Source organism: Streptomyces sp. NPDC052225, assembly GCF_040679615.1.
Lineage (GTDB): Bacteria > Actinomycetota > Actinomycetes > Streptomycetales > Streptomycetaceae > Streptomyces.
Genome location: NZ_JBFAVD010000003.1, coordinates 326,554 through 348,068 on the forward strand (window position 1 = coordinate 326,554; position 21,515 = coordinate 348,068).

General features: G+C 72.3%; 23 protein-coding genes. 16 read left to right on the forward strand and 7 right to left on the reverse strand.

Going from position 1 to position 21,515, the window contains the following annotated elements; genetic code table 11:
• Positions 1–31 precede the first annotated feature (31 nt).
• The 4 genes from AB0L37_RS07145 (at position 32) to AB0L37_RS07160 (ending at position 3,569) form a co-directional block, all read left to right on the forward strand.
• Positions 32–622 (forward strand): TIGR03086 family metal-binding protein, encoded by a 591-nt coding sequence (locus tag AB0L37_RS07145; protein ID WP_365501220.1) that lies wholly within the window; start codon positions 32–34, stop codon positions 620–622.
• A gap of 93 nt (positions 623–715) precedes the next feature.
• Positions 716–1,807: an LLM class flavin-dependent oxidoreductase gene (locus AB0L37_RS07150; RefSeq protein WP_365501458.1), complete on the forward strand. Its 1,092-nt coding sequence runs from the start codon at positions 716–718 to the stop codon at positions 1,805–1,807.
• Entirely contained in the window at positions 1,804–2,469 is a 666-nt protein-coding gene (locus AB0L37_RS07155; RefSeq protein WP_365501222.1) for a CE1759 family FMN reductase, read from the forward strand. Before AB0L37_RS07150 ends, AB0L37_RS07155 begins: the two co-directional genes overlap by 4 nt.
• Positions 2,470–2,558: 89 nt before the next feature.
• Complete coding sequence (locus tag AB0L37_RS07160) at positions 2,559–3,569, forward strand: LD-carboxypeptidase (protein WP_365501224.1); 1,011 nt, start codon at positions 2,559–2,561, stop codon at positions 3,567–3,569.
• A gap of 7 nt (positions 3,570–3,576) precedes the next feature.
• Here the strand turns inward: AB0L37_RS07160 and AB0L37_RS07165 are convergent, their stop codons facing one another.
• Positions 3,577–4,155, reverse strand: coding sequence for a TetR/AcrR family transcriptional regulator (locus AB0L37_RS07165; protein ID WP_365501226.1), 579 nt, complete (start codon positions 4,153–4,155; stop codon positions 3,577–3,579).
• A gap of 92 nt (positions 4,156–4,247) precedes the next feature.
• Between AB0L37_RS07165 and AB0L37_RS07170 the strand changes: the two genes are divergently transcribed.
• Entirely contained in the window at positions 4,248–4,694 is a 447-nt protein-coding gene (locus AB0L37_RS07170; RefSeq protein ID WP_365501228.1) for a DUF1772 domain-containing protein, read from the forward strand.
• Between the two features lie 16 nt (positions 4,695–4,710).
• On the opposite strand, the gene AB0L37_RS07175 is transcribed toward AB0L37_RS07170, so the two are convergent.
• Positions 4,711–4,938 carry a GntR family transcriptional regulator gene (locus tag AB0L37_RS07175; protein WP_365501230.1) on the reverse strand — a complete coding sequence of 76 codons (228 nt, stop codon included), beginning with the start codon at positions 4,936–4,938 and terminating at the stop codon, positions 4,711–4,713.
• Between the two features lie 394 nt (positions 4,939–5,332).
• On the opposite strand from AB0L37_RS07175, the gene AB0L37_RS07180 reads away from it, so the two are divergent.
• Complete coding sequence (locus AB0L37_RS07180; protein WP_365501232.1) at positions 5,333–5,674, forward strand: hypothetical protein; 342 nt, start codon at positions 5,333–5,335, stop codon at positions 5,672–5,674.
• Here the strand turns inward: AB0L37_RS07180 and AB0L37_RS07185 are convergent.
• The 3 genes from AB0L37_RS07185 to AB0L37_RS07195 all read right to left on the reverse strand — a co-directional run bounded on the left by AB0L37_RS07185 (position 5,634) and on the right by AB0L37_RS07195 (position 9,497).
• Positions 5,634–6,281, reverse strand: a complete 648-nt coding sequence (locus AB0L37_RS07185; RefSeq protein WP_365501234.1) for a glyoxalase — start codon at positions 6,279–6,281, stop codon at positions 5,634–5,636. The genes AB0L37_RS07180 and AB0L37_RS07185 overlap by 41 nt on opposite strands.
• 62 nt (positions 6,282–6,343) lie before the next feature.
• Positions 6,344–7,888 carry a hypothetical protein gene (locus AB0L37_RS07190; protein WP_365501236.1) on the reverse strand — a complete coding sequence of 515 codons (1,545 nt, stop codon included), beginning with the start codon at positions 7,886–7,888 and terminating at the stop codon, positions 6,344–6,346.
• Between the two features lie 301 nt (positions 7,889–8,189).
• On the reverse strand, positions 8,190–9,497 hold the full coding sequence (locus AB0L37_RS07195; protein ID WP_365501238.1) for a glycosyltransferase family 4 protein: 1,308 nt from the start codon (positions 9,495–9,497) through the stop codon (positions 8,190–8,192).
• Between the two features lie 167 nt (positions 9,498–9,664).
• Between AB0L37_RS07195 and AB0L37_RS07200 the strand changes: the two genes are divergently transcribed.
• The 5 genes from AB0L37_RS07200 to AB0L37_RS07220 all read left to right on the forward strand — a co-directional run bounded on the left by AB0L37_RS07200 (position 9,665) and on the right by AB0L37_RS07220 (position 15,099).
• Positions 9,665–10,375, forward strand: a complete 711-nt coding sequence (locus AB0L37_RS07200; RefSeq protein ID WP_365501240.1) for a response regulator transcription factor — start codon at positions 9,665–9,667, stop codon at positions 10,373–10,375.
• Between the two features lies 1 nt (position 10,376).
• On the forward strand, positions 10,377–11,798 hold the full coding sequence (locus AB0L37_RS07205) for a HAMP domain-containing sensor histidine kinase (protein ID WP_365501242.1): 1,422 nt from the start codon (positions 10,377–10,379) through the stop codon (positions 11,796–11,798).
• A gap of 112 nt (positions 11,799–11,910) precedes the next feature.
• On the forward strand, positions 11,911–13,572 hold the full coding sequence (locus tag AB0L37_RS07210; protein WP_365501244.1) for an MFS transporter: 1,662 nt from the start codon (positions 11,911–11,913) through the stop codon (positions 13,570–13,572).
• Positions 13,569–14,186, forward strand: a complete 618-nt coding sequence (locus AB0L37_RS07215) for a TetR family transcriptional regulator (RefSeq protein WP_365501246.1) — start codon at positions 13,569–13,571, stop codon at positions 14,184–14,186. Before AB0L37_RS07210 ends, AB0L37_RS07215 begins: the two co-directional genes overlap by 4 nt.
• Positions 14,187–14,232: 46 nt before the next feature.
• The gene (locus tag AB0L37_RS07220; protein WP_365501248.1) at positions 14,233–15,099 is read left to right on the forward strand and encodes an LLM class flavin-dependent oxidoreductase; all 867 of its coding nucleotides are present in this window, start codon (positions 14,233–14,235) and stop codon (positions 15,097–15,099) included.
• A 141-nt stretch (positions 15,100–15,240) separates the two neighbouring features.
• Here the strand turns inward: AB0L37_RS07220 and AB0L37_RS07225 are convergent, their stop codons facing one another.
• Together AB0L37_RS07225 and AB0L37_RS07230 are read right to left on the reverse strand one after the other, a co-directional pair.
• A complete protein-coding gene (locus tag AB0L37_RS07225; protein ID WP_365501250.1) occupies positions 15,241–15,762 on the reverse strand; it encodes a GNAT family N-acetyltransferase in 522 nt (173 codons plus the stop codon).
• Positions 15,753–16,340, reverse strand: coding sequence for a hypothetical protein (locus tag AB0L37_RS07230; protein ID WP_365501252.1), 588 nt, complete (start codon positions 16,338–16,340; stop codon positions 15,753–15,755). Before AB0L37_RS07230 ends, AB0L37_RS07225 begins: the two co-directional genes overlap by 10 nt.
• Positions 16,341–16,588: 248 nt before the next feature.
• Between AB0L37_RS07230 and hemL the strand changes: the two genes are divergently transcribed.
• From hemL to AB0L37_RS07255, 5 genes are all read left to right on the forward strand, one after another.
• Positions 16,589–17,923, forward strand: coding sequence for a glutamate-1-semialdehyde 2,1-aminomutase (gene hemL / locus AB0L37_RS07235; RefSeq protein ID WP_365501254.1), 1,335 nt, complete (start codon positions 16,589–16,591; stop codon positions 17,921–17,923).
• Positions 17,920–18,615, forward strand: coding sequence for a histidine phosphatase family protein (locus tag AB0L37_RS07240; RefSeq protein ID WP_365501256.1), 696 nt, complete (start codon positions 17,920–17,922; stop codon positions 18,613–18,615). Before hemL ends, AB0L37_RS07240 begins: the two co-directional genes overlap by 4 nt.
• A gap of 167 nt (positions 18,616–18,782) precedes the next feature.
• Positions 18,783–20,042 (forward strand): hypothetical protein, encoded by a 1,260-nt coding sequence (locus AB0L37_RS07245; protein ID WP_365501258.1) that lies wholly within the window; start codon positions 18,783–18,785, stop codon positions 20,040–20,042.
• A 66-nt stretch (positions 20,043–20,108) separates the two neighbouring features.
• Positions 20,109–20,729, forward strand: coding sequence for a TlpA disulfide reductase family protein (locus tag AB0L37_RS07250; RefSeq protein ID WP_365501260.1), 621 nt, complete (start codon positions 20,109–20,111; stop codon positions 20,727–20,729).
• A 45-nt stretch (positions 20,730–20,774) separates the two neighbouring features.
• Entirely contained in the window at positions 20,775–21,512 is a 738-nt protein-coding gene (locus tag AB0L37_RS07255) for a cytochrome c biogenesis protein CcdA (protein WP_365501460.1), read from the forward strand.
• The last annotated feature ends 3 nt before the right edge of the window (positions 21,513–21,515 follow it).

Consider the following 21,515-nt stretch of genomic DNA (forward strand, 5'->3'; position numbering starts at 1 on the left):
GGCGGGGTCTGATCCTCGTAGCGTCAAAAGCATGAACGCGAACACGAACGAGACGCAGACACAGGCGTACGGGATCGGGCAGCTGATCGGCGCGGCGGCCGAGCGGGCCGTGCCGGTCGTGACCGGGATCGACGACAAGGTGCTCGCCGAACCCACCCCGTGCGGGGACTACGACGTGAAGTCCCTGGTCAACCACCTCTTCCATGTGGTCGTGGAGTTCCAGAAGCTGGCCGTGAAGCAGGACTCCGACTTCACCGCGACCCCGGACCGCGTGGGGCAGGGGCCCGACTGGCGCGAGCGGTTCGCCGACCAGGCCGATGCCCTGACGGCGGCCTGGTCGGCGCCCGGCGCCGAGAACGGGACGACCGGCGCGATGAACATGCCGGCGCGGCTCGTGGGCTCGATGGCGCTGCTCGATCTGACGGTGCACGCGTGGGATCTGGCGCGGGCCACGGGCCAGGCGTTCGAGCCCGCGCCGCAGGCGCTCGCGCCCCTCGCGGACGCGGTGGCCGAGCTGGCGCCGACCGCGCGGTCGATGGGGATGTTCGGGGCGCCGGTGGACGTCGGGCCGGACGCCTCGCCCTTCGACCGGCTGCTCGCGGCGACGGGGCGCCGCCCTTGAGGGGGGCCGGGGGGAATACCTCGCCGGGCCGCTCCGTTCCGTAGGTATAGTTGAAGCATCAACAACCTGCGGAAGGTGAGCAAGGTGAGCAGCATGCAGTTCGGGATCTTCACGGTCGGGGACGTCACCGTCGATCCGACGACCGGACGCGCTCCCAGCGAGCACGAGCGCATCAAGGCGATGCTCGCCATCGCGCAGAAGGCCGAGGAGGTCGGGCTCGACGTCTTCGCGACCGGCGAGCACCACAACCCGCCGTTCGTCCCGTCCTCGCCGACGACGATGCTCGGCTACATCGCGGCCCGCACCGAGAACCTGATCCTCTCCACGTCCACCACGCTGATCACCACGAACGACCCGGTGAAGATCGCCGAGGACTTCGCGATGCTCCAGCACGTCGCGGACGGCCGGGTCGACGTGATGATGGGCCGCGGCAACACCGGACCGGTCTACCCCTGGTTCGGCAAGGACATCCGCGACGGCATCGACCTCGCCATCGAGAACTACGCGCTGCTGCGCCGCCTGTGGGACGAGGACGTCGTCACCTGGAAGGGCAAGTTCCGTACGCCGCTCCAGTCGTTCACGTCGACCCCGCGTCCGCTGGACGGCGTCGCGCCGTTCGTGTGGCACGGCTCCATCCGCTCGCCCGAGATCGCCGAGCAGGCCGCGTACTACGGCGACGGCTTCTTCCACAACAACATCTTCTGGCCCGCCGACCACACCAAGCAGATGGTGAACCTGTACCGGCAGCGCTACGCCCACTACGGGCACGGCACCCCCGAGCAGGCCATCGTCGGGCTCGGCGGCCAGGTGTTCATGCGCAAGAACTCCCAGGACGCGGTACGGGAGTTCCGGCCGTACTTCGACAACGCGCCGGTGTACGGGCACGGCCCGTCCCTGGAGGAGTTCACGTCGCAGACGCCGCTGACGGTCGGCTCGCCGCAGGAGGTCATCGAGCGGACGCTGTCCTTCCGGGACTACGTGGGCGACTACCAGCGCCAGCTGTTCCTGATGGACCACGCGGGCCTGCCGCTCAAGACGGTCCTGGAGCAGCTCGACCTGCTCGGTGAGGAGGTCGTGCCGGTGCTGCGCAAGGAGTTCGCGAACAAGCGGCCGGTGAACGTGCCGGACGCGCCGACCCACGCCGCCCGCGTCGAGGCGAAGCAGCAGGAGGTGACGCAGGCATGAAGCTCGTCGTCGTGTCGGCGGGGCTGAGCGCCCCGTCGTCCACCCGGCTGCTCGCCGACCGCCTCGCGGCGGCGACCGTCGCCCACGTCGACGCGGAGATCGAGGTCATCGAACTCCGCGACCTGGCGACGGAGATCGCCCAGCACTTCGTCACCGGCTTCCCGCCGGCCCGCCTCGCCGCCGCGCTCGACGCGGTGGCCGCGGCGGACGGCCTGATCGCGGTGTCGCCGGTCTTCTCGGCGTCGTACAGCGGCCTGTTCAAGTCGTTCTTCGACCTCATCGACAAGGACGCCCTGACCGGCAAGCCTGTCCTCGTCGGCGCGACCGGCGGCACGGCCCGCCACTCCCTGGTCACCGAGCACGCCCTGCGCCCGCTCTTCACGTATCTACGGGCACTCGTCCTGCCGACCGCCGTGTACGCGGCGTCGGAGGACTGGGGCGAGGAGGGTCTCGCGGGCCGGATCGCCCGTGCGGGCGGGGAGCTGGCGCGGTTCATGGCGCCCGCCGATGCCGTGGTCGTCGCCCGTCCGGATGTGGACACCGCCGCGGCGATCGCGCCCCGCTCCCTGCACGGCGCGATCACCTCGACGGACGGGACGGACGGGTTCGGGGCGGGACTCGTCCCGTTCGAGCAGCGGCTCGCGGCGTTGCGGGGCGAGTGAGCGGGTCCGTAGCAAGGCGTGGCGTGGGTCAATGAGTGGCGCGGGTTAATGCGTGGCGTGGGGCCGGGAGGCGTCGTGATACTGCGGCGGTGATCCGTACCGAACGGCCTCAACTCCTGCGCCCGCGCGCCCTCGTGCCCGGTGACCTCGTCGTCGTCGCGGCACTGTCGGGACCGCTCCACCCCTCGTACGAGCCCGACCTCCGGCTCGCCGTGGCCGAGTGGGAGCGGATGGGGTTCCGGGTGCGGCTCGCTCCCCTCCTCGGAGCCGGGCGGACCCGGTGGTGGAGCGCGGCGCGGCCGGACGAGATCGCCGCGGAGTTCAACGCTCTGCTGCGCGACCCCGAGGTCCGCGCGATCGTCGGGCACGACGGCGGCCAGACCGTCTTCGGCTACCTCGACCTGATCGACTTCGACGCCATCAGGGCCGACCCCAAGCCGGTCCTCGGGTTCAGCGACATCTCGCTCCTGCACCTGGCGCTCCACGCGCGCACGGGCCTGGTCGGCTTCCACACCGATCTCGCCACACCCGGCCTGGGCGGGCACTGGCAGCGCGCGGCCCCGGCCCGCAGGGACGAACTGCGCACGCTCTACGCGGAGTTGCTCACCGGCACGGAACCGCTGGGCGCGCTGCCCACCGGCTCGTCCTGGGAGTGCTGGCGTCCCGGCCGCGCCGAAGGACCGCTGGTCGGCGGCGTCATCAACCGCATCGTGCTGGTCCAGGCGACGCCGTACGCGCTGCCGCCGGAGAGCTTCGACGGGGCCGTGCTGTTCTGGGAGGAGACGGGCGGCCAGGCGTCGCACGTCTGGACGTTTCTGCAGATCATGCGGCACAGCGGGATCCTCGACCGGATCTCCGGCATGGTCGTCGGCGTCCCGGAGGCGATCGAGGGGCTCGGTGGGCCCGGCTCGTCCGGCGACGCCCCGACCCTCGCGGAACTGGTCCTCGACGTCTTCGGCGACCGCGACATCCCCGTCCTCGGCAACGTCGACTTCGGCCACGCGGGCCCGAACCTGCCGATGCCGGTCGGCGTGCGCGCCGCCCTCGACGCGGACGCGCGCACGCTGACGCTGCTCGAACCGGCTGCGCGGGCCGCGTGAGCGGCGGTCAGTAGGCGGCGAGCCGGTCCACCAGCAGGTCCACGCGCAGCTTGGTGTGTTCGGGAGGCAGCCGTCCCGCCCGGGTCAGGGTCGCCAGGCCGTGCAGGGACGCCCAGAACGTCTCGGTGAACAGACCCGGCGCGACGCCGTCGCCCGCGACCTCGCCGAGGGTCTCCAGGAGCGAGGCGAAGGCGTCCTTCAGCGGCTCCGGGGTGTCCTCCCGCGCGTAGGCCAGGCCGCCGTCGAGCTGGAACAGGGCGTCGTAGACGGCCGGATTGTCCGCGGCGAAGTCGAGATAGGCGTGCGCGAGGGCGGCGACGCGCTCGCGCGGGCCGCTCGCCGCGGCGGTCGCGGCCCGCACCGCCACGGCCATCTCGCCGGCTCCCTGGAGGGCGACCGCGCCGATGATCTCGCGCTTGCCGCGGAAGTGGCTGTAGAGGACGGGCTGGCTGTACTCGATGCGCTCGGCGAGGCGGCGGGTGGTGACCGCGTCCCAGCCCTGCTGCTCGGCGAGTTCGCGGGCCGTGGCGACGATGAGGCGCTCGCGTTCGGCCCGTTCGCGCTGCTTGCGTTCTTGTACCGACATGAAAAAAATTCTAGCACCGCTAGACATGGGAGCGGCAGCAGGTCTAGCGTTGCCTCATCAGCTAGCAATGCTAGAAATTTGGAGGGGTCGCCATGTTCGACGCACTTGAGGTCTTCACCACCGTCTCCATCGGCCTGATGGTGGGCGTGGAGCTCTCCGTCGCCTTCGTCATGAACCGGATCTTCCACGCACTCCCGGACGACGCCAATCAGCAGGCCCACTCGCACGGCGGCCGGATGCTCGGCGCCGCGATGCCGGTCTGGTACATCAGCTCGGTGGTCCTCGTGGCCATATGGGCGGTCGCCGGCTGGGGCGACGCGGGCACGGGCCTCGTCGTCACCTCGGGGGCGCTGCTGATCGTCAGCGTGATCATGTCGCTGGCGCTGCTCGTCCCGATCAACAACCGCGGCAAGACGTGGACCCCCGAGAACCGCCCCGCGGACTGGAAGCAGCAGATGCAGCGCTGGGAGAGCTACCACTACGGCCGCGTCGCGGTCATCGTGGCCGCGTTCGCGGTGCTGGTCGCTTCTCTTGTCTGACCGGTGCGTGCGGCGGTTAACGCGGCGCGACGAAGGACCCCATGCCCGGGGTCGTGGTGATCAGGCCCTCTTCGCGGAGGGCCTTGGTCGCTTTGCGGACGGTGTCGCGGGCGACGCCGAACTCGGCTTCCAGCTTCACTTCGGAGACGAGGCCCTTCTCCGGGTACTCGCCGCTGGCGATCCGCTCGCGGACCACGTCGGCGATCTGCTGCCACTTGGGCCTGGTCGGGTCAAATTCGAACACCCCTGAACTGTACGTATGGCCTTCCAGCCAGTCATAGAGGGTGGCTTGGACCCCTAGGGGTAGACAGGGATCTGCATGGCGCCGTACGGTCGATGCAAGACAGACCCCCGCGACCGTGCGACCGGTCCGGGGGCGTGGCCGAACGCTGCACAAGGAGCGTCGACATGCTGGACCATACCGTCCGCCGCCTACTCCTCTGGGGCCTACGCCTGTGCACACCCCGCCCGCAGGGACGCCACCGCCTGACGACGGCGGGGGCGCCGCTCATCGGCCCGCCCCCGCCCAGGCACACCGAGAACCTCTGCACCGCGAGCCAACTCCTCGTACGGCCCTACGTGTTGACCCCTGACGAACGTCGCTGCCGGCAGGCGCGGGTCCCGCTGGGAGCCGGCCGGTGAGCGGGGCGCGGCGGGCCGTGCGGATGTGTGTGCGATGTCAGCGCACGACCGACGAACCGGTGCTGGTGCACGAGGTGCATGCCGCCACGGGCCCCGGGTTCAATGTCTACGCCTGCCCGGAGTGCGCCCCGACGTTCCCGCCGATGACGGACGTCCTGGAGCAGTTGCCGCCGCAGCGGCGCCGTTCGCGAATGACGATCCGCGTCTACGACGTCACCGTGGACGGCGTCGTCGTCCGGGAGCGGGGCGAGACGTGGGTGCGGGGCGCGGCTGACCCGAGAGCCGCGACCCCGGATGTCACGACGACGCGGCCGCCGGCGTCACGGCCTCCCACGTGAACCCGTCCGGGTCCGAGAAGGAGGACGTCGTGCCGCCGAGCGTGACGCGGTGGGAGCCGGTGCCCTCCGGCGGGACGCCCGCGTCCTTGGCCAGGGCGGGGCGCTTGTAGAGGGCGAGCTTGACGGGGCTCGACGGGCCGGCGGCGAACTCGACGTACTTGCTGCCGAAGCTCTTGCCGACGGTCAGGCCCTGTTCGACGTAGAACTGCTTGGTCGTTTTCACGTTCTCCACGCCGAGCAGGAGGACCAGTTCGCCGATCTCCCGGGTCGCCGGGCCGCTGTCCTTCTTCGCCGAGGTGGCGAGCTTCCAGAGGGTGCCGTCGGGGGCCTTGACCACGCCGCCGTAGCCCCACAGGGACTTCGCGGCAGGCTTGATCACGGTGGCTCCGGCCTCGACGGCGGATGCGATGAAGCTGTCGACGTCGGAGGGGCGGGCCACGGTGATCGACAGCGTGAACCCGCGGAAGCCCGAGGTCGGCGCGTCGGAGGCCCGCAGGCGCAGGCGCGGGGCGGTGAGGCCGAAGGCGTCGGCGTAGAAGCGTTCGGCGGCGGCGAGGTCGTTCACTTCGAGGGTGACGGACGCGAGAGACGCGGGAGAAGAAGTCATGCCTCCACGCTAGGAGCGCAGCCCCTCCCGTGGCTTCTCGGATCCTGCTCGATGCCGTCGGGCTACGGGTTCAGGAGCTGGAGGCGGTAGGGGACCGGGGCCTTCCACGCCGTCCAGCCGCCGGTGTGCGGCAGCTCGTACGGGGTCCAGCGGCGGGCGAACTTCGGCGGGTGCTGTCCCGGCTCCGTGAGGACCGCCGTCGGGACGCGGGTCGCGCGGTGCAGCAGGGCGGCGCGGGTCGTCGACATGTTGTTGCCCTGCGTCTGCGCGGGGGCGCACCCGGCCGCGTAGCCGACGGGCAGCGCTCGCGGTCCCGTGACCAGGCACGGCGGGGTCACGCCCATCGTGCGCAGGCCGTGCGCGGCGGCGGCGTAACGGGCGTTCGTTGCCGCCGTCGACGCCGCCATGTGGTCCAACACGACGTACTGCGTGGCGAGTTGGAGGGCGATGGCCGTCGCGGCCGCCACCGCCAGGGGGCGCGGGTGGCGCAGGCGCCGCAGGAGTACGGCGATCGGCAGCGAGAGCAGCGCGTACGCGGGGAGCAGGAAGCGCGGCGCCGAGTAGCCGATGAGCAGGACGTACGGGACGCTCAGGGACGCGGCGCAGGCGACCGGCAGGAGCGTGCGGGCCGGGCAGCGTTCGCGTACGGCGACGTACACGGCGGCGGCCGTGAGCAGGGGCAACGCGAGCCACCACAGGGCGAGTTCGGGGTGGTGCGGGGCGCCGGCCGTGCACGGGCGGCACAGCAGGCCCCCGTTCACGGAGCGCCAGACGGTGCCGAGGTTGAGGTGCAGGCCCATGTCGCCCTCGGTGGCGCTGGACACGCGCAGCCGCTCGGCGACCCCGCCCCAGCGCACGTACGCCTCCACCACCCACTGCGCGAGGCCCGCGGCCAGGCCCGCCGCGAGGTACGGCAGCAGGCGGCGCCTGTCCCGTACGGCGACGGCGTACGCGGCGAGCGGAAGGACCAGCCACACCGCGTCCGGCGCGCGGAAGAGAGCCACCGCCGCGACGCACCCGGCGAGCCACCAGCCGCCGCCGCGCAGGAACCAGCCCACGGCGCCGACCGCGCCGAACGCCACCCACAGGTTGGGCATGGCCATCGCGCCGGAGAGCGTCGCGATCCACAGGGAGCCGAAGAGCAGCGCCGCGAACGCCGTCGTACGGGCCCCGACCAGCGGACGCCACACGCGGAACGCGGCGTAGAGCGCGGCCGACGACAGGACGGCGAGCGCGAGGCGCAGCGCGATCGTCGAGTCGGTCACCGCGACGACCGGCGCCGTGAGCAGGCTGATGCCGCGCGAACGCGGGGCGCTGAAGAACGCGGCCGGGGTGCGCGGATCGTACTGCGACACGTACACGGCCTCGTCCCAGCCGAGCCCGTGCCGCCCCAACGGCAGGACGGTGAAGGCGAGTTGGGAGATGAGGTAGAGGGCGGCGGCGAGGGCGAGCCAGGCGTCGGGGCGCGGGGTGCGCCGGGGGCCGGGGCGCGCGGCCGGGCGGGTGCGCGGCGGCGCGGCCGCGCCCACGCCCGTGCCGCCGGGGGCGGCGAAGGCGAGGGCGGGCAGGGGGAGAGGTCCCCACCCTCGCCGGCTGAGGACAGGCACCGGGAGGGTCCCCCACCGCCGTCGGCCAGGGCTGGGCACCGGGCGAGGCCCTCGCCCCCGCCGGTCGACGGCGGGCGCCGGGAGGGGCCCCCGCCGGCCGATGACGGGCGCCGGGAGGGTCCCCCACCCGCGCCAAGGGAGGAACCCCCACCAGCGCCGCGGGAGGGTCTCCCGCCGCAGGCCGGGGGCGGGACGGGAGGCGGGCCGGAACCGACTCGAACGCCCCGCCTCCCGTCCCGGCAGGGCCCGACGCCACCGCCGGGACTCGGGGGCCTGGGGCCCCGGCGGCGGCGCGGGCGGCTTACGGGAGTCGAGGGCGGGCAGGCCCGTGGGTGTGGTGCCGGCGTCGGTCATCTGGGGTTCCCCCTGGTTCACCCGGAAGCAGTGCGCGTACCGAACGGGCCTTGCGGCGCGCCCAGTTGGTGGCGCGGGCGCGCAGCCGCTCCGCCGCACGGCGGCGGCGCGACGCCCGCAGGTCGGTGAGGAGCGCGGCGTAGCGTTCGACGATCGGCCCGGCGTCGTAGCGGTGCGCCGAGGCGAGCGCCGCCGCGCCCATCCGCGTCCGGCCCGGCGCGTCCTCGATCAGGTCGACGAGCGCCTCGGCGAGGGCGCGTGCGTCGCCGACCGGGACGAGCAGCCCGTCGACCCCGTCCGTGACGATCTCGGCGGGCCCGAGCGGCGCGTCCGTGCTGACCACGGGGACACCGCAGCGCATCGCCTCGACGAGCGTCATCCCGAACGACTCCGCGTCGGAGGCGCTGACCACGATCGACGCCTGCGCGAACTCCGGCTCGATCGGCGACACCGCGCCCATGAGGCGGGCCCGGCCGGTCAGCCCGAGCCCGGTGATCAGGTCGCGCAGCCGTTGCTCCTGCGGGCCGCCGCCGTAGATCCGCAGCTCCCAGTCGGGCTCCTTCGCCGCGACCGCCGCGAACGCCTCGAGGAGCAGGTCGTACCGCTTGCCCGGGGCGAGCCGGCCCGCCGCCGCGATGACGTTCGCCGTGCCGTCGGCGGGAGGTACGGCGGCCGGCGGCACGATGTTCGGCACGGCCGCCACGCGTACGCCGGGCAGCGGCATCCGGCGCCGGTACACCGCCGCGTCCGCCTCCGTCATCGTCACGATGGCGTCCAACTCGCGGTAACTGCGCTTGAGCTGGGCCCGCAGCTTCTTGCTGTGCGCGTCGTGGCGCAGATGCTCCTGCGCGATCCGCAGCGCCCGGCGCGGACCCCACAGGGCCAGATAGACGTTGATGCCGGGCCGCGTACCGAAGACGACGTCCGCGTCGCACCGGTCCTCCAGGTACTCCCGTACGCGCAGATCGTGCAGGAGCGTGTACTGCCCGTACCGCTTCTCGGCGGACGGGAAGTCCCGGGACGGCTTCCCGTACGCGGGGTGGCGCAGATCCGGGCTGCCCGCGCGCGTGTCGACCAGCGGGACGAGCGCGATCCGCGGGTCGACCGCGAACCGGGGGCTCTCCCGGTGCCGGGACATCGACACGATCTCGACCTCGTGACCGCCGTGCTCGGCGAGCGCGGCGGCGAGGTTGAGCGTGGTGCGCACAGTGCCGCCGATGGCGTACACGTTGTGCAGCAGGAACACGATCTTCATGCGTAGTGCCTTCCCCGGCGGGCGCCCGGTGCGGGCCCGTTGTCGTCGCTCACCGTGCTGTACACGGGTAAGCCGCTGTTCCGGGCCGGGTGAGAGGCGGGTAAGAAGCCCATTGGCGGACGGCTGATCAGGGGATGTGTTCCGGCCACCGGGGCACACTGGGCTGCGTGTCCGAACCTGCCGCCCCCGCCCCCACGGTCCTGCTCGCCGAGGACGACCGCCCCATCCGCAACGCCCTGGAGCGCGCCCTCACCCTGGAGGGCTACGCCGTCACGGCCGTCGCCGACGGCGTCGAGGCGCTCGCGGCAGCACACCGTACGAAACCGGACATCCTCGTCCTCGACGTGATGATGCCGGGCATCGACGGCCTCCAGGTCTGCCGCGTGCTGCGCGCCGAGGGCGACGCGACGCCGATCCTGATGCTGACCGCGCTCGTGGAGACCCCGGACCGGATCGCGGGCCTGGACGCGGGCGCCGACGACTACGTGGTCAAGCCGTTCGACGTCGAGGAGGTCTTCGCCCGGCTGCGCGCCCTGCTGCGCCGCACGAAGCCCGGCGCGGCCGAGTCGCCGGACGACGGCACGATCACCGCCGCCGACCTGCGCATCGACCCGCAGGCCCGGCGCGCCTGGCGCGGCAGCCGCGAACTGGAGCTCACCCGCACCGAGTTCGACCTCCTCGAACTCCTCGCCCGCAACTGCGGCATCGTCCTCGACCACGCCACGATCTACGACCGCATCTGGGGCTACGACTTCGGTCCAGGATCGAAGAACCTGGCCGTGTACGTCGGCTACCTGCGGCGCAAGGTCGACGAACCGGAGGGCGTCCCGCTCCTGCACACGGTGCGCGGCGTGGGCTACGTGCTGCGGGAGGGCTGACGTGCCCACCGGGCTCACCTCGCGTGCCCCGCGCAGCCTCCGTACGAAGCTCGCGGTCTCCTTCGCGGCGGTCGCGGCCGGCGTCACCGCACTGGTCGGCTTCCTCTCGTACGACTCGGCGGCCCGGCTCGTCCGCGTCGACCAGCAGGCCGTCTTCGACGAGACCGTGCACGACCTGCGCGTCCAGGTGCAGAACGAGCGGCTCACACCCGACGACTTCGTCTACGGCGACCCGGACCACGACGGCCCGCGCGACGACCTGACCAGCCCGGCCGGCACCGACGTCCAGGTCCTCGGGCCCGGCGGCGACGTCGTCGACCGCGGCAGCCCGCGCCTGCCGGTCGACGAGGAGGCCCGCAGCGTCGCGGGCGCCCGCGCGGCCGGCACCTTCGCCGAGCGCAACGACGTCGAGATCCGCGGCGACGAGTACCGCATGGCGACCGTCGCGCTCGGCGGCGGGCGCGGCGCGGTGCAGGTCGCGCAGGAGTTCAGCGACACCGAGGACCTGCTGCGCGAACTCCAGCGCCGCACCCTCCTGTTCGCCGCCTCCGTCGTCCTCGCGGCCGGGCTCTTCGGCTGGTGGCTGGCGCGCCGCATCACGTCCCGCCTCATCCGGCTCGCCGACACCGCCGAGGTCGTCGCCTCCACCGGCCGCCTCGACGTGGCGGTGCCGGTCGCGGGCGGCGACGAGGTCGGCCGCCTCGGCCGCTCCTTCGACCGGATGCTGGGGCGCCTGGCCCGCTCGATGGAGGACCAGCGCAGGCTCGTCCAGGACGCGGGCCACGAACTCCGTACGCCCCTGACCTCGCTGCGTACGAACATCTCGCTGCTGCGGCGCATCGACGAACTGCCGCCCGCCGCCCGCGAGGAACTCGTCGCCGACCTCGCGCAGGAGTCCCGCGAACTCACCGACCTGGTCAACGAGTTGGTGGACCTCGCGGCCGGCAAGGAGGACGACGAGCCGGTCGTCGACGTCGACCTCGCGCAGACGGCGGAGGATGTCGCGACGCTGACCCGGCGCCGTACGGGGCGGACGGTCACGGTCCGCGCCGCCGAGGGGGACACGACGATCGCCGGGCGCCCCGCGCTGCTCCAGCGTGCGGTGTCGAACCTCGTGGAGAACGCCGCCAAGTTCGACCGCGGCGGCACCGAACCCATCGAGATCGCCGTCGCCCCGGCCGCGGGCGGCGGTGTCCGCGTGGAGGTCCTCGACCGCGGCCCGGGCCTCGCCGCCGACGACCTGGACCGGATCTTCGACCGCTTCTACCGCGCCGCGACCGCCCGCGGCCTGCCCGGCTCCGGCCTCGGCCTGTCGATCGTGCGGGAGGTCGCGTCGGCCCACGGCGGGACGCCGTTCGCGCGGCGGCGGGAGGGCGGGGGAGCGGTGATCGGGTTCACGGTGGAGGGCGTGGGATCACGGTGACGGGCGCGGGTGAAAATGTGGGAGTCGACTAGATATTGACAGTCAACTGTCATTTGGGGGTAACCTGTCACCAGGTCGCACCCCGCGGCCGTCATGGCCTGCGGAGGCAGAGATGAACAGCACCGCAAGCACCACCCCCGCGACCGGCGGGACCCCGCTCGGCGGAGCCCGCAAGTGGCTCGCGCTCGCCGCCCTCACGTTCAGCGTCCTGATCGTCGGACTCGACGGCACGGTGATCAATGTCGCGCTGCCGACGATCGCCGGCCAACTCCATGCCGACAGCGCCCAGTTGCAGTGGATCGGCGGCGGCTATCTGCTCGCTCTGTCCGTCGCGATGCTCCCCGTCGGCAAGCTCGGCGACCGGTTCGGCCACAAGAAGATCCTGCTCGGCGGCATATCCCTGTTCGGCCTCGCCTCACTCGCGGGAGCCGCCGCCGGATCGCCCGGCGCCGTCATCGCCGCGCGCGCCGTGCTCGGCCTCGGCGCCGCCGTGATCATGCCGCTGTCCATGGCGATCCTGCCGCGCGTCTTCGGCCCGGCCGAGCTGCCCAGGGCCGTCGCCGTGTGGACCGCCGCGACCGCGCTCGGCATGCCCGTCGGCCCGGTGGTCGGCGGCTGGCTCCTCGACCACTTCTGGTGGGGCTCGATCTTCCTGTTCAACGTGCCGGTGGTCGTCCTCGCCCTGATAGCGGGCACATGGCTGCTGCCCTCGGACGCCACGCGCCCCCAACTCCCCGCCGACAAGAGCCCGTTCGACCTGTACGGAACCGCGCTCGGCGCCGGCGGCATCATCGCCCTCGTCTACGGCACCATCCGCATCCCCGCGGCCGGCTGGACCTCGCCGTCCGTGCTCGCCACGCTGACCGCCGCGGCCGTGCTGCTCGCCGCGTTCGTCCGCCACGAGCGGCGCACCGCGCACCCCGTCATCGACCTGGGGCTCTTCGCCGACCGGCGCTTCCTGTGGGGCACCCTGATAGCCGTCTTCGTGAACTTCGCGGTCATGGGCATCCTGTTCGTCGCCCCGCAGTACCTGGAGTCCGTGCTCGGCAACGACTCGTTCGGCACGGGGCTGCGCGTCCTGCCGCTCATCGGCGGCCTGATGGCGGCCGCCACGGTCAGCGAGGCCCTGGTCCCACGCCTCGGCGCCCGCACCGTCATACCGGGCGGCCTCGCGCTCCTCGCGGCCGGCGCGCTGCTCGGGGCGGGGACGGCACCCGGTGACGGGTACGGGTTCACGGCGCTGTGGCTCGGCCTGACCGGGCTCGGCTTCGGGCTCGCCGTCGTCCCCGCGACCAGCCTCGTCATGGGTGCCCTGCCCAAGACCGGCACGGGATCGGGGACGAGCCTCCTGGAGACGGTGCAGCAGCTCGGCGGGGTCCTGGGCGTCGCGGGCCTCGGCAGCCTCCTCGGCTACGGCTACCTCCAGCGGCTCGGCACCGACGGACTGCCCGGGCCGGCCGCGGACGCCGCCCGCGACTCGGTCGGCGGAGCGGACGCCGTCGCCGGACAACTGCACCTGCCGGGCCTCGCCGACTCCGCCCACGCCGCGTTCGTCCACGGCATGGACCTGGTCCTGGTCGCCTGCGGTGCGCTCGCGCTGGTCGCCGCGGTCCTCGCCGCCGTGTTCCTGCCGAAGGGCTCGGGCGAGACGACCGAGGCGGGCACGGAGAACACGGAGAACGCGGGGAACACGGTAAACACGGAGAGCAAGGAGGACGGGACGGGCGCGGAGGTGGCCGCGGTGGCCTCCCACCCCGCAGAATCGCTGGCATGACGACGCGTACGACACCGGCGGGCAAGACCGCACAGCCCGGCCTGCGGGAACGCAAGAAGCAGCAGACCCGGCAGCGCATCCGCGAAGAGGCCTACCGCCTCTTCGCGGAGCACGGCTATGAGGCCACGACCGTCGACCACATCGCCGAGGCCGCGGACATCTCGCCGTCCACCTTCTTCCGGTACTACCCGTCGAAGGAGGACGTCGTCACGCAGGACGAGTACGACCCGGCCCTCGCCGAGGCGCTGCGGGCCCGCCCCGCCGGTGAGCCCATCGTCGACGCCCTGCGCGGGGCGCTGAGCGGGCCGCTCGGCACGATGCTGGAGGGCGACCTGGAGCAGCTTCTGCTACGCACCCGGATAACGTTCACCGATCCGGCGATCAGGGCCCGTTCGGTCGCCGAGCAGCAGCGCAGCGAGGACGCGCTCGCGGAGGTCATCGCCGAGCGCGCCGGGCGGGACGCCGCCGACCTGGAGATCAAGTGCGCGGCCGCCGCCCTGATCGCCGTGTTCACGACGCTGATGCGGCACTGGGTGGAGAGCGACGGCGAGGAGGACCTGATCGCGCTGTACGAGCGTTATCTCCCTTTGCTGGCAAGGGGTTTGGACTTCTGAGTCAATCGGGTGGCCGGGGTGGTGCGGCGCCCGGCACGATGCCCGTATGCGCTTCTCGATCAACATCCCGAACTTCGGGGACTTCGCCGATGCCCGTGCGGTCGCGCGGACGGCGGTCGCGGCCGAACAGGCGGGCTGGGACGGCCTGTTGCTGTGGGACCACGTCGTGCACGACAAGGAGGAGCAGCGGGGCAAGCCGTTCGGTGACCCGTGGATGCTGCTGACGGCGGCCGCCCTCGCCACGACGCGGCTCACGGTCGGCACGCTGGTCACCGCGGTGCCGCGCTACCGGCTCGAACAGCTCGCCCGCCAGGTCGCCACGCTGGACGCGCTCAGCGAGGGCCGGGTCGTCTTCGGGGCGGGGCTCGGCGGCCCCGCCGAGGACGAGTACGGCAGCTTCGGCGACACCGTCGACCGGCGCGTGCACGCCGAGCGCCTCGACGAGGGGCTGGGCGTCCTCACCCGCTACTGGGCCGGGGAGCGCGTCACCCACCCCGGCGACCACTACCGCGTCCACGACACCCAGCTGCTGCCCGCCACCGTGCAGCGGCCCCGGCCGCCCGTCTGGCTCGGCGGGTTCTGGCCCAACCGCCGGCCGATGCGCCGCGCGGCCGCCTGGGACGGCGCGGCCCCGCTCTTCGCCGACGCCCTGCACGGTGTCCCGCCGCGCCCCGACCAGCTCGCGGACGTCGTCGCGTACGTGAACGAGCACCGCGACGTCCCGCGCGGGCCCTTCGATTTCGTCGTCGGCGGCCTCACCCCGGCCGATCCCGCCAAGGCCCGCGACATCGTCGGCCCGCTCGCCGACGCGGGCGCCACCTGGTGGGACGAACGCCAGCTCCAGACGGGCGGGTTCATCGACTCCTACGACGCCGTGATGCGCCGCATCGAGGCGGGCCCGCCCCGGCTGTGATGCCGCCACATCGACGGACGGCACGGCGCAGTGGGCCCGGGCCACGCGCCGCGTGGCGACGGACGACCTCCCGCTGCTCATCCAGGCATGCTCCCGCGACTGCCTCCCGGCCGACGCCCACCGCGGCGGCCCCGCCGGGCCCTAGACCACGGTCCGCGCCCAGCGGATTTCGCCGTCGTCGACCTCATCGGTCGCCGTCAGGCCCAGGGCGCCGGCGATCCCTGCCGACGCGATGTTCTCGGGGTGCACATGGGCGGTCAGGCGCCGGACGCCCGCATCGCGCAGCCAGTGCGTCATCGCGCGGGCGCCCTCGGTCCCGTAGCCATGGCCCTGGAACGCGTACCCGACGACCCATGCGATCTCGGCGCCGCCGTCGGCGTCGAGCGTCGCCTGCACCGTGCCGACCAGGACACCGTCCGAGCGGCGGCGCACCATCCAGTTGAGCCAGCCCTGCGAGCCGTCGGGGGAGTGGCCGGCGGCCTGGCGGCGGAAGCGGAGTTCGAGGTCCTCGAAGGCGGGGGGCGCGCCGCCGGTCCAGCGGTGCAGGCGCGCGTCGTCGAGGAAGGCGAACGCCTCGCGGGCGTGCGCCACCGTCAGGGGTTCGAGGGCGAGCCGCTCCGACTCCAGCGCGGGAGCCGCCGGCCACGGCTGGGTCAGGGCCACACCAGGCAGTACGGCTGGTGGCCCGCCTCGTGCAGGCGGTGGCTGAAGTCCTGCCATTCGTGGAGGAGTTGGTACACGTTGAACGCGTCGCGGGGGCCGCCGCGGTCCGGGACCGTCGACCAGATGAACGCCGCCGCGCCGACCGCCTCCTCGCCGACGCCGCGCAGCGGGTCGACGACCGTCATGGGGAGCTTGACCACCGCGTAGTCGGGGTGCAGGACGACCAGTTCCAGCGGCGGCACCTTGTGCAGGGGTATGCCCTCGATGCCGGTGAGGACCATCGCGGCCATCGTCTCCGGCTTGATCTTGGTGAACATGCCGCCCATGCCCAGCTCGTCCCCGCCGAGCTCCTCGGGCCGCATGGAGATCGGTACGCGGGCGGCCGTCGCACCGTCGGGCGCGCCGAAGTATTTGTACGTCACCCCCACCCGGCCACCATTCCCGCTGTCCCCGCTCGCCGCCCGCTGGATCCGTGCTGTCGCCTCGTCATGGCCGTCGCGCCGGTGCTTCCCCCGCCGGGCACGCCGGGGGCCCAGGTCGTCGGTCCCCTCGCCCAGTCCGCCGCCACCGCGATGCATATCTCCACCCGACTGCTGTTCTCAGGGCGCCCTCGCCCTTTTCTAGGCCGCGCGACCGCCGACGCGCAACCCGATCATCGTGTCAGTGACCTCCCCCACGGTCACCCGCCGAAACGTCCGACTGGGACAACTGCGCGAGTCCCCGGCAGGCGGCCCCCAGAGGCCCACAGGGTTCCGACAGCCCCGAGTCTATGGCGCCACGGGTCCACGCGGAGGGTGCCGCAGGCACTGGCCGTACGCTGAGAGGCATGGCAGAGGCGAACAACACCCCCTATCCCTACGAGGCGCCCGTTTCGCAGGGGCTCTTCGACCGGGCGTCCGTCGTCACGCCCGGTGGCGTGAACTCCCCGGTGCGCGCGTTCCGCGCCGTGGGCGGTACGCCCCGTTTCATGGTGTCCGGCACCGGTCCGTACCTCACGGACGCCGACGGGCGCGAGTACGTCGACCTGGTGTGCTCCTGGGGGCCGATGATCCTCGGCCATTCCCACCCGGAGGTCATCGCGGCCGTGCAGGCCGCCGTCGCCCGCGGCACGTCCTTCGGCACGCCCGGCGAGGGCGAGGTCGCCCTCGCCGAGGAGATCGTCGACCGGATCGCCCCGGTCGAGCAGGTCCGCCTCGTCTCCTCCGGCACCGAGGCGACCATGTCGGCCATCCGTCTCGCCCGCGGGTTCACCGGGCGCGCGAAGGTCGTCAAGTTCGCCGGCTGCTACCACGGCCACGTCGACGCGCTGCTCGCCGCCGCGGGCTCCGGCGTCGCCACGTTCGGCCTGCCGGACACCCCGGGTGTCACCGGCGCCCAGGCCGGCGACACGATCGTCCTGCCGTACAACGACCTCGACGCCGTGCGCGCCGCGTTCGCCGCGCACCCCGGCGAGATCGCCTGCGTCATCACCGAGGCCTCGCCCGGCAACATGGGCGTCGTGCCGCCCCGCGACGGCTTCAACGCCGGCCTCAAGGCCCTCTGCCAGGACAACGGCGCGCTGTACATCTCCGACGAGGTGATGACCGGCTTCCGTACGTCGAAGGCCGGCTGGTTCGGCGTCGACGGCGTCGTCCCCGACCTGATGACGTTCGGCAAGGTCATGGGCGGCGGCTTCCCGGCCGCGGCGTTCGGCGGCCGCGCCGACGTCATGGCGCACCTCGCCCCGGCAGGCCCCGTCTACCAGGCGGGCACCCTCTCCGGTAACCCGATCGCGACCGCCGCGGGCCTCGCCCAGCTGCGCCTGCTCGGCGACGCCGAGTACGCGAAGGTCGACGCGGTCAGCGCGCAGCTCCGTACGCTCGTCAGTGACGCGCTCACCAAGGAAGGCGTCGCGCACCGCGTGCAGAACGCCTCCAACATGTTCTCCGTCTTCTTCACCGAGTCCCCCGACGAACCAGTACGGAACTACGACGACGCGAAGGGCCAGGAGTCCTTCCGCTTCACGCCGTTCTTCCACTCGATGCTGGAGCAGGGCGTCTACCTGCCGCCCTCCGCCTTCGAGTCCTGGTTCGTCTCGACCGCCCACGACGAGCGGGCGGTCGAGCGCATCGCCGCCGCGCTCCCGGCTGCCGCGCGCGCGGCTGCGGAGGCCACCGCATGAGCACGTATCCGACGTCCGACGAGGACATCACCGTCGTCCACCTGATGCGGCACGGCGAGGTGCACAACCCGGAGGGGATCCTGTACGGGCGGCTGCCCGACTACCACCTCTCCGAGCTCGGCCGGCAGATGGCCGACCGGGTCGCCGAGCACCTCTCCACGCGTGACGTGACGCACGTCGTCGCCTCGCCCCTGGAGCGGGCCCAGGAGACGGCGACGCCGATCGCGAAGGCGCACGGCCTCGACCTGAACTCGGACGGCCGCCTCATCGAGGCGGGCAACGTCTTCCAGGGCAAGACCTTCGGCGTCGGCGACGGCGCCCTGAAGAACCCGGACAACTGGAAGCACCTCGTCAACCCGTTCAAGCCGTCGTGGGGCGAGCCGTACGTCGACCAGGTCGTGCGGATGATGGGCGCGCTCGACGCCGCCAAGGACGCGGCGCGCGGGCACGAGGCGGTGTGCGTCAGCCACCAGCTGCCCATCTGGACCGTGCGCAGCTACGTCGAGCGGCGGCGCCTGTGGCACGACCCGCGCAAGCGGCAGTGCACGCTGGCCTCGCTGACCTCGTTCACCTACCGCGGCGACAAGATCGTGTCCGTGGGCTACAGCGAGCCCGCCATCGATCTCGTACCGGCCCATCTGCGGGCCGGCGCCAAGCCGGTGAAGGGCAAGGACAAGGCGTTCGGCGCCTGACCGGCCCGCCAGCCATATGACGAGGGGCCGCCGTCAACCGGCGGCCTTTCGCGTCCCCCGTCAAAACACCGCAAATACATCCGAGTTATCGGAACCCGCGTGTTTGTCGCGCCCTCTAACTGTGCGCCCGCCATGAATGGGTGCACGGCGCGACGAATGGGGACGATATGCGCGATGTCAGTCGTAGGGGACTTCTCGGCCTGGGAGCGGGGGCGGCCGCGGCCGCGGCGCTCGCCGGCTGCGGATCGAGTTCCGGCGAGGGCGAGCGTCCGACCGTCTCGCCCGGCAGGCAGGGGGAGCCCGGCCACCCGGGCCCGCCCAAGCGGCCCGCGGCCAAGCCCATCGGCGACGGCTCGACCTCGTACACCGGCAAGCAGCCGCACCAGCCGGCCGCGCCCGAGAGGCTCGAACCGGGCCGGAAGCCGCCGCAGTTCGTGATCTTCTCCTGGGACGGCGCGGGCGAGGTCGGCAACGGCCTGTTCCCCCGCTTCCTCGACCTCGCCAAGCAGCACGACGCCCACATGACCTTCTTCCTCTCCGGCCTCTACCTGCTGCCCGAGTCGAAGAAGCGCCTCTACCGCCCGCCGAACAACGCGGTGGGCGCCTCCGACATCGGCTACCTCACCGACGCCCACGTCAAGGAGACCCTGAAGTACGTGCGTCAGGCCTGGCTCGACGGGCACGAGATCGGCACGCACTTCAACGGCCACTTCTGCGCCGGCACCGGCTCCGTGGCGAACTGGACGTCCGCGCAGTGGCGCAGCGAGATCGACCAGGCCGTCTCCTTCGTGAAGAAGTGGCGTACGAACACGGGCTGGACCGACCTCCCGTCGCTCCCCTTCGACTACGACAAGGAACTCGTCGGCGGCCGCACGCCCTGCCTGCTCGGCCAGAGCAACCTGCTGCCCGCCGCCCGCGACCTCGGCTGGCGTTACGACGCCTCGTCGCCCGGCGGCCGGCAGCGCTGGCCCGGCAAGCGGCTCGGGGTGTGGGATCTGCCGTTGCAGGCCGTCCCGTTCCCCGGCCGCAGCTTCGAGGTCCTGTCGATGGACTACAACATGCTCGCGAACCAGTCCCTGTCCACCACCCGCGCCCCCGCCTACAACTACCCGGCCTGGCGCAAGCAGTCGGCCGAGGCGTACATCCAGGGATTCAAGCGGGCGTACGAGACAAACAGGGCGCCGCTCTTCATCGGCAACCACTTCGAGGAATGGAACGGCGGCATCTACATGGACGCCGTGGAACAGGCGTTGAAGCACATCTCCGCCACCGCCGAGAAGCACGGCGACGTACGGCTCGTGTCCTTCCGGCAGTTCGTCGACTGGATGGACGTACAGGATCCGAAGGTGCTCGCGAAGATGCGGACGCTCGACGTCGGGCAGGCCCCGGCGGACGGCTGGAAGAAGTTCCTCGCAAACCCCTCCTGAAGTGGGCTTTTCCCGCCCCGAGGGGGGTGCGGAAGATCCCCTAAACAGACATGCGAAACTTTTCACATGAGTGCCGCCTGCCGCGCCCCCCGCACTGCCGCGACCACGCGCCGCGCCGTCGAGCTGACCGTCGGAGCCGCCGTCGCGGCCCTCGCGCTGACGGCGTGCGGCTCGGGCAGCACCGACGGAGGCGGTGGCAACACCAACTTCGTGACCAGCTCCGGAGGCATCTCCACCGTCAAGAAGGGTGAGCGGCACGACGCTCCCGACCTGACCGGCAAGGACCTCGAAGGCAAGAAGATCAAGCTCGCCGACTACAAGGGCAAGGTCGTCGTCCTGAACGTCTGGGGCTCGTGGTGCCCGCCCTGCCGTGCCGAGGCGCCCAACTTCGTGAAGGTCGACAAGGCCAACGAGGGCAAGGACGTGCAGTTCCTCGGGATCAACACCCGTGACACCAGCACCAGTCCGGCCAAGGAGTTCGAGAAGGACTTCGGCGTCACGTACCCGAGCTTCTACGACCCGACGGGCAAGCTCCTCCTCCAGTTCGAGAAGGGCACACTGAACCCGCAGGCCATCCCGTCCACGATCATCGTCGACCGGGACGGCAAGATCGCCGCGCGCTCCCTGAAGCCGCTCAGTGAGAAGAGCCTGCGGAACATGCTCGACCCGGTAGTCGCGGAGAAGTGAGCGACGGTGTCCCCCACGCTTGTCACCACCCTCGCCGCTGACGGCATGAACGACACCGTCTTCAGCGGTGCCCTGATCCTCGCCATCCCGGTCGCCCTGCTCGGCGGTCTGATCTCCTTCTTCTCCCCGTGCGTCCTGCCCCTCGTACCGGGCTACCTGTCGTACGTCACCGGGGTCAGCGGCACGGACCTCATGGAGGCCCGTCGCGGGCGGATGGCGTCGGGGGCCGCGCTGTTCGTGCTCGGCTTCACCGTCGTGTTCGTCTCGGGCGGCGCCCTCTTCGGGTACTTCGGGCAGACGCTTCAGGAGTACCAGGGCACGCTCACCAAGGTGCTCGGCATCCTCATGATCGTCATGGGTGTCTTCTTCATGGGGCTCATGCCGTGGATGACGCAGCGGGAGTTCCGCTTCCACCGCAGGCCCACCGCCGGGCTCGTCGGCGCACCGCTGCTCGGCGCGCTGTTCGGCATCGGCTGGACCCCGTGCATCGGCCCGACCCTCGCCTCCGTGATCGCCCTCTCCTCGCAGCAGGGCAGCGCCGGACGCGGGGCCATACTGACGGTCGCGTACTGCCTCGGACTCGGCGTGCCCTTCGTGCTCGCCGCGGTCGCCTTCCGCAAGGCGCTCGGCGCCTTCGGCTGGGTCAAGAAGCACTACGCCTGGGTGATGCGCATCGGCGGCATCATGATGATCGCGACCGGCGTCCTCCTGCTCACCGGTGTCTGGGACACCCTGGTGCAGCAGATGCAGACCTGGTCCAACGGCTACTCGGTGGGAATCTGATCC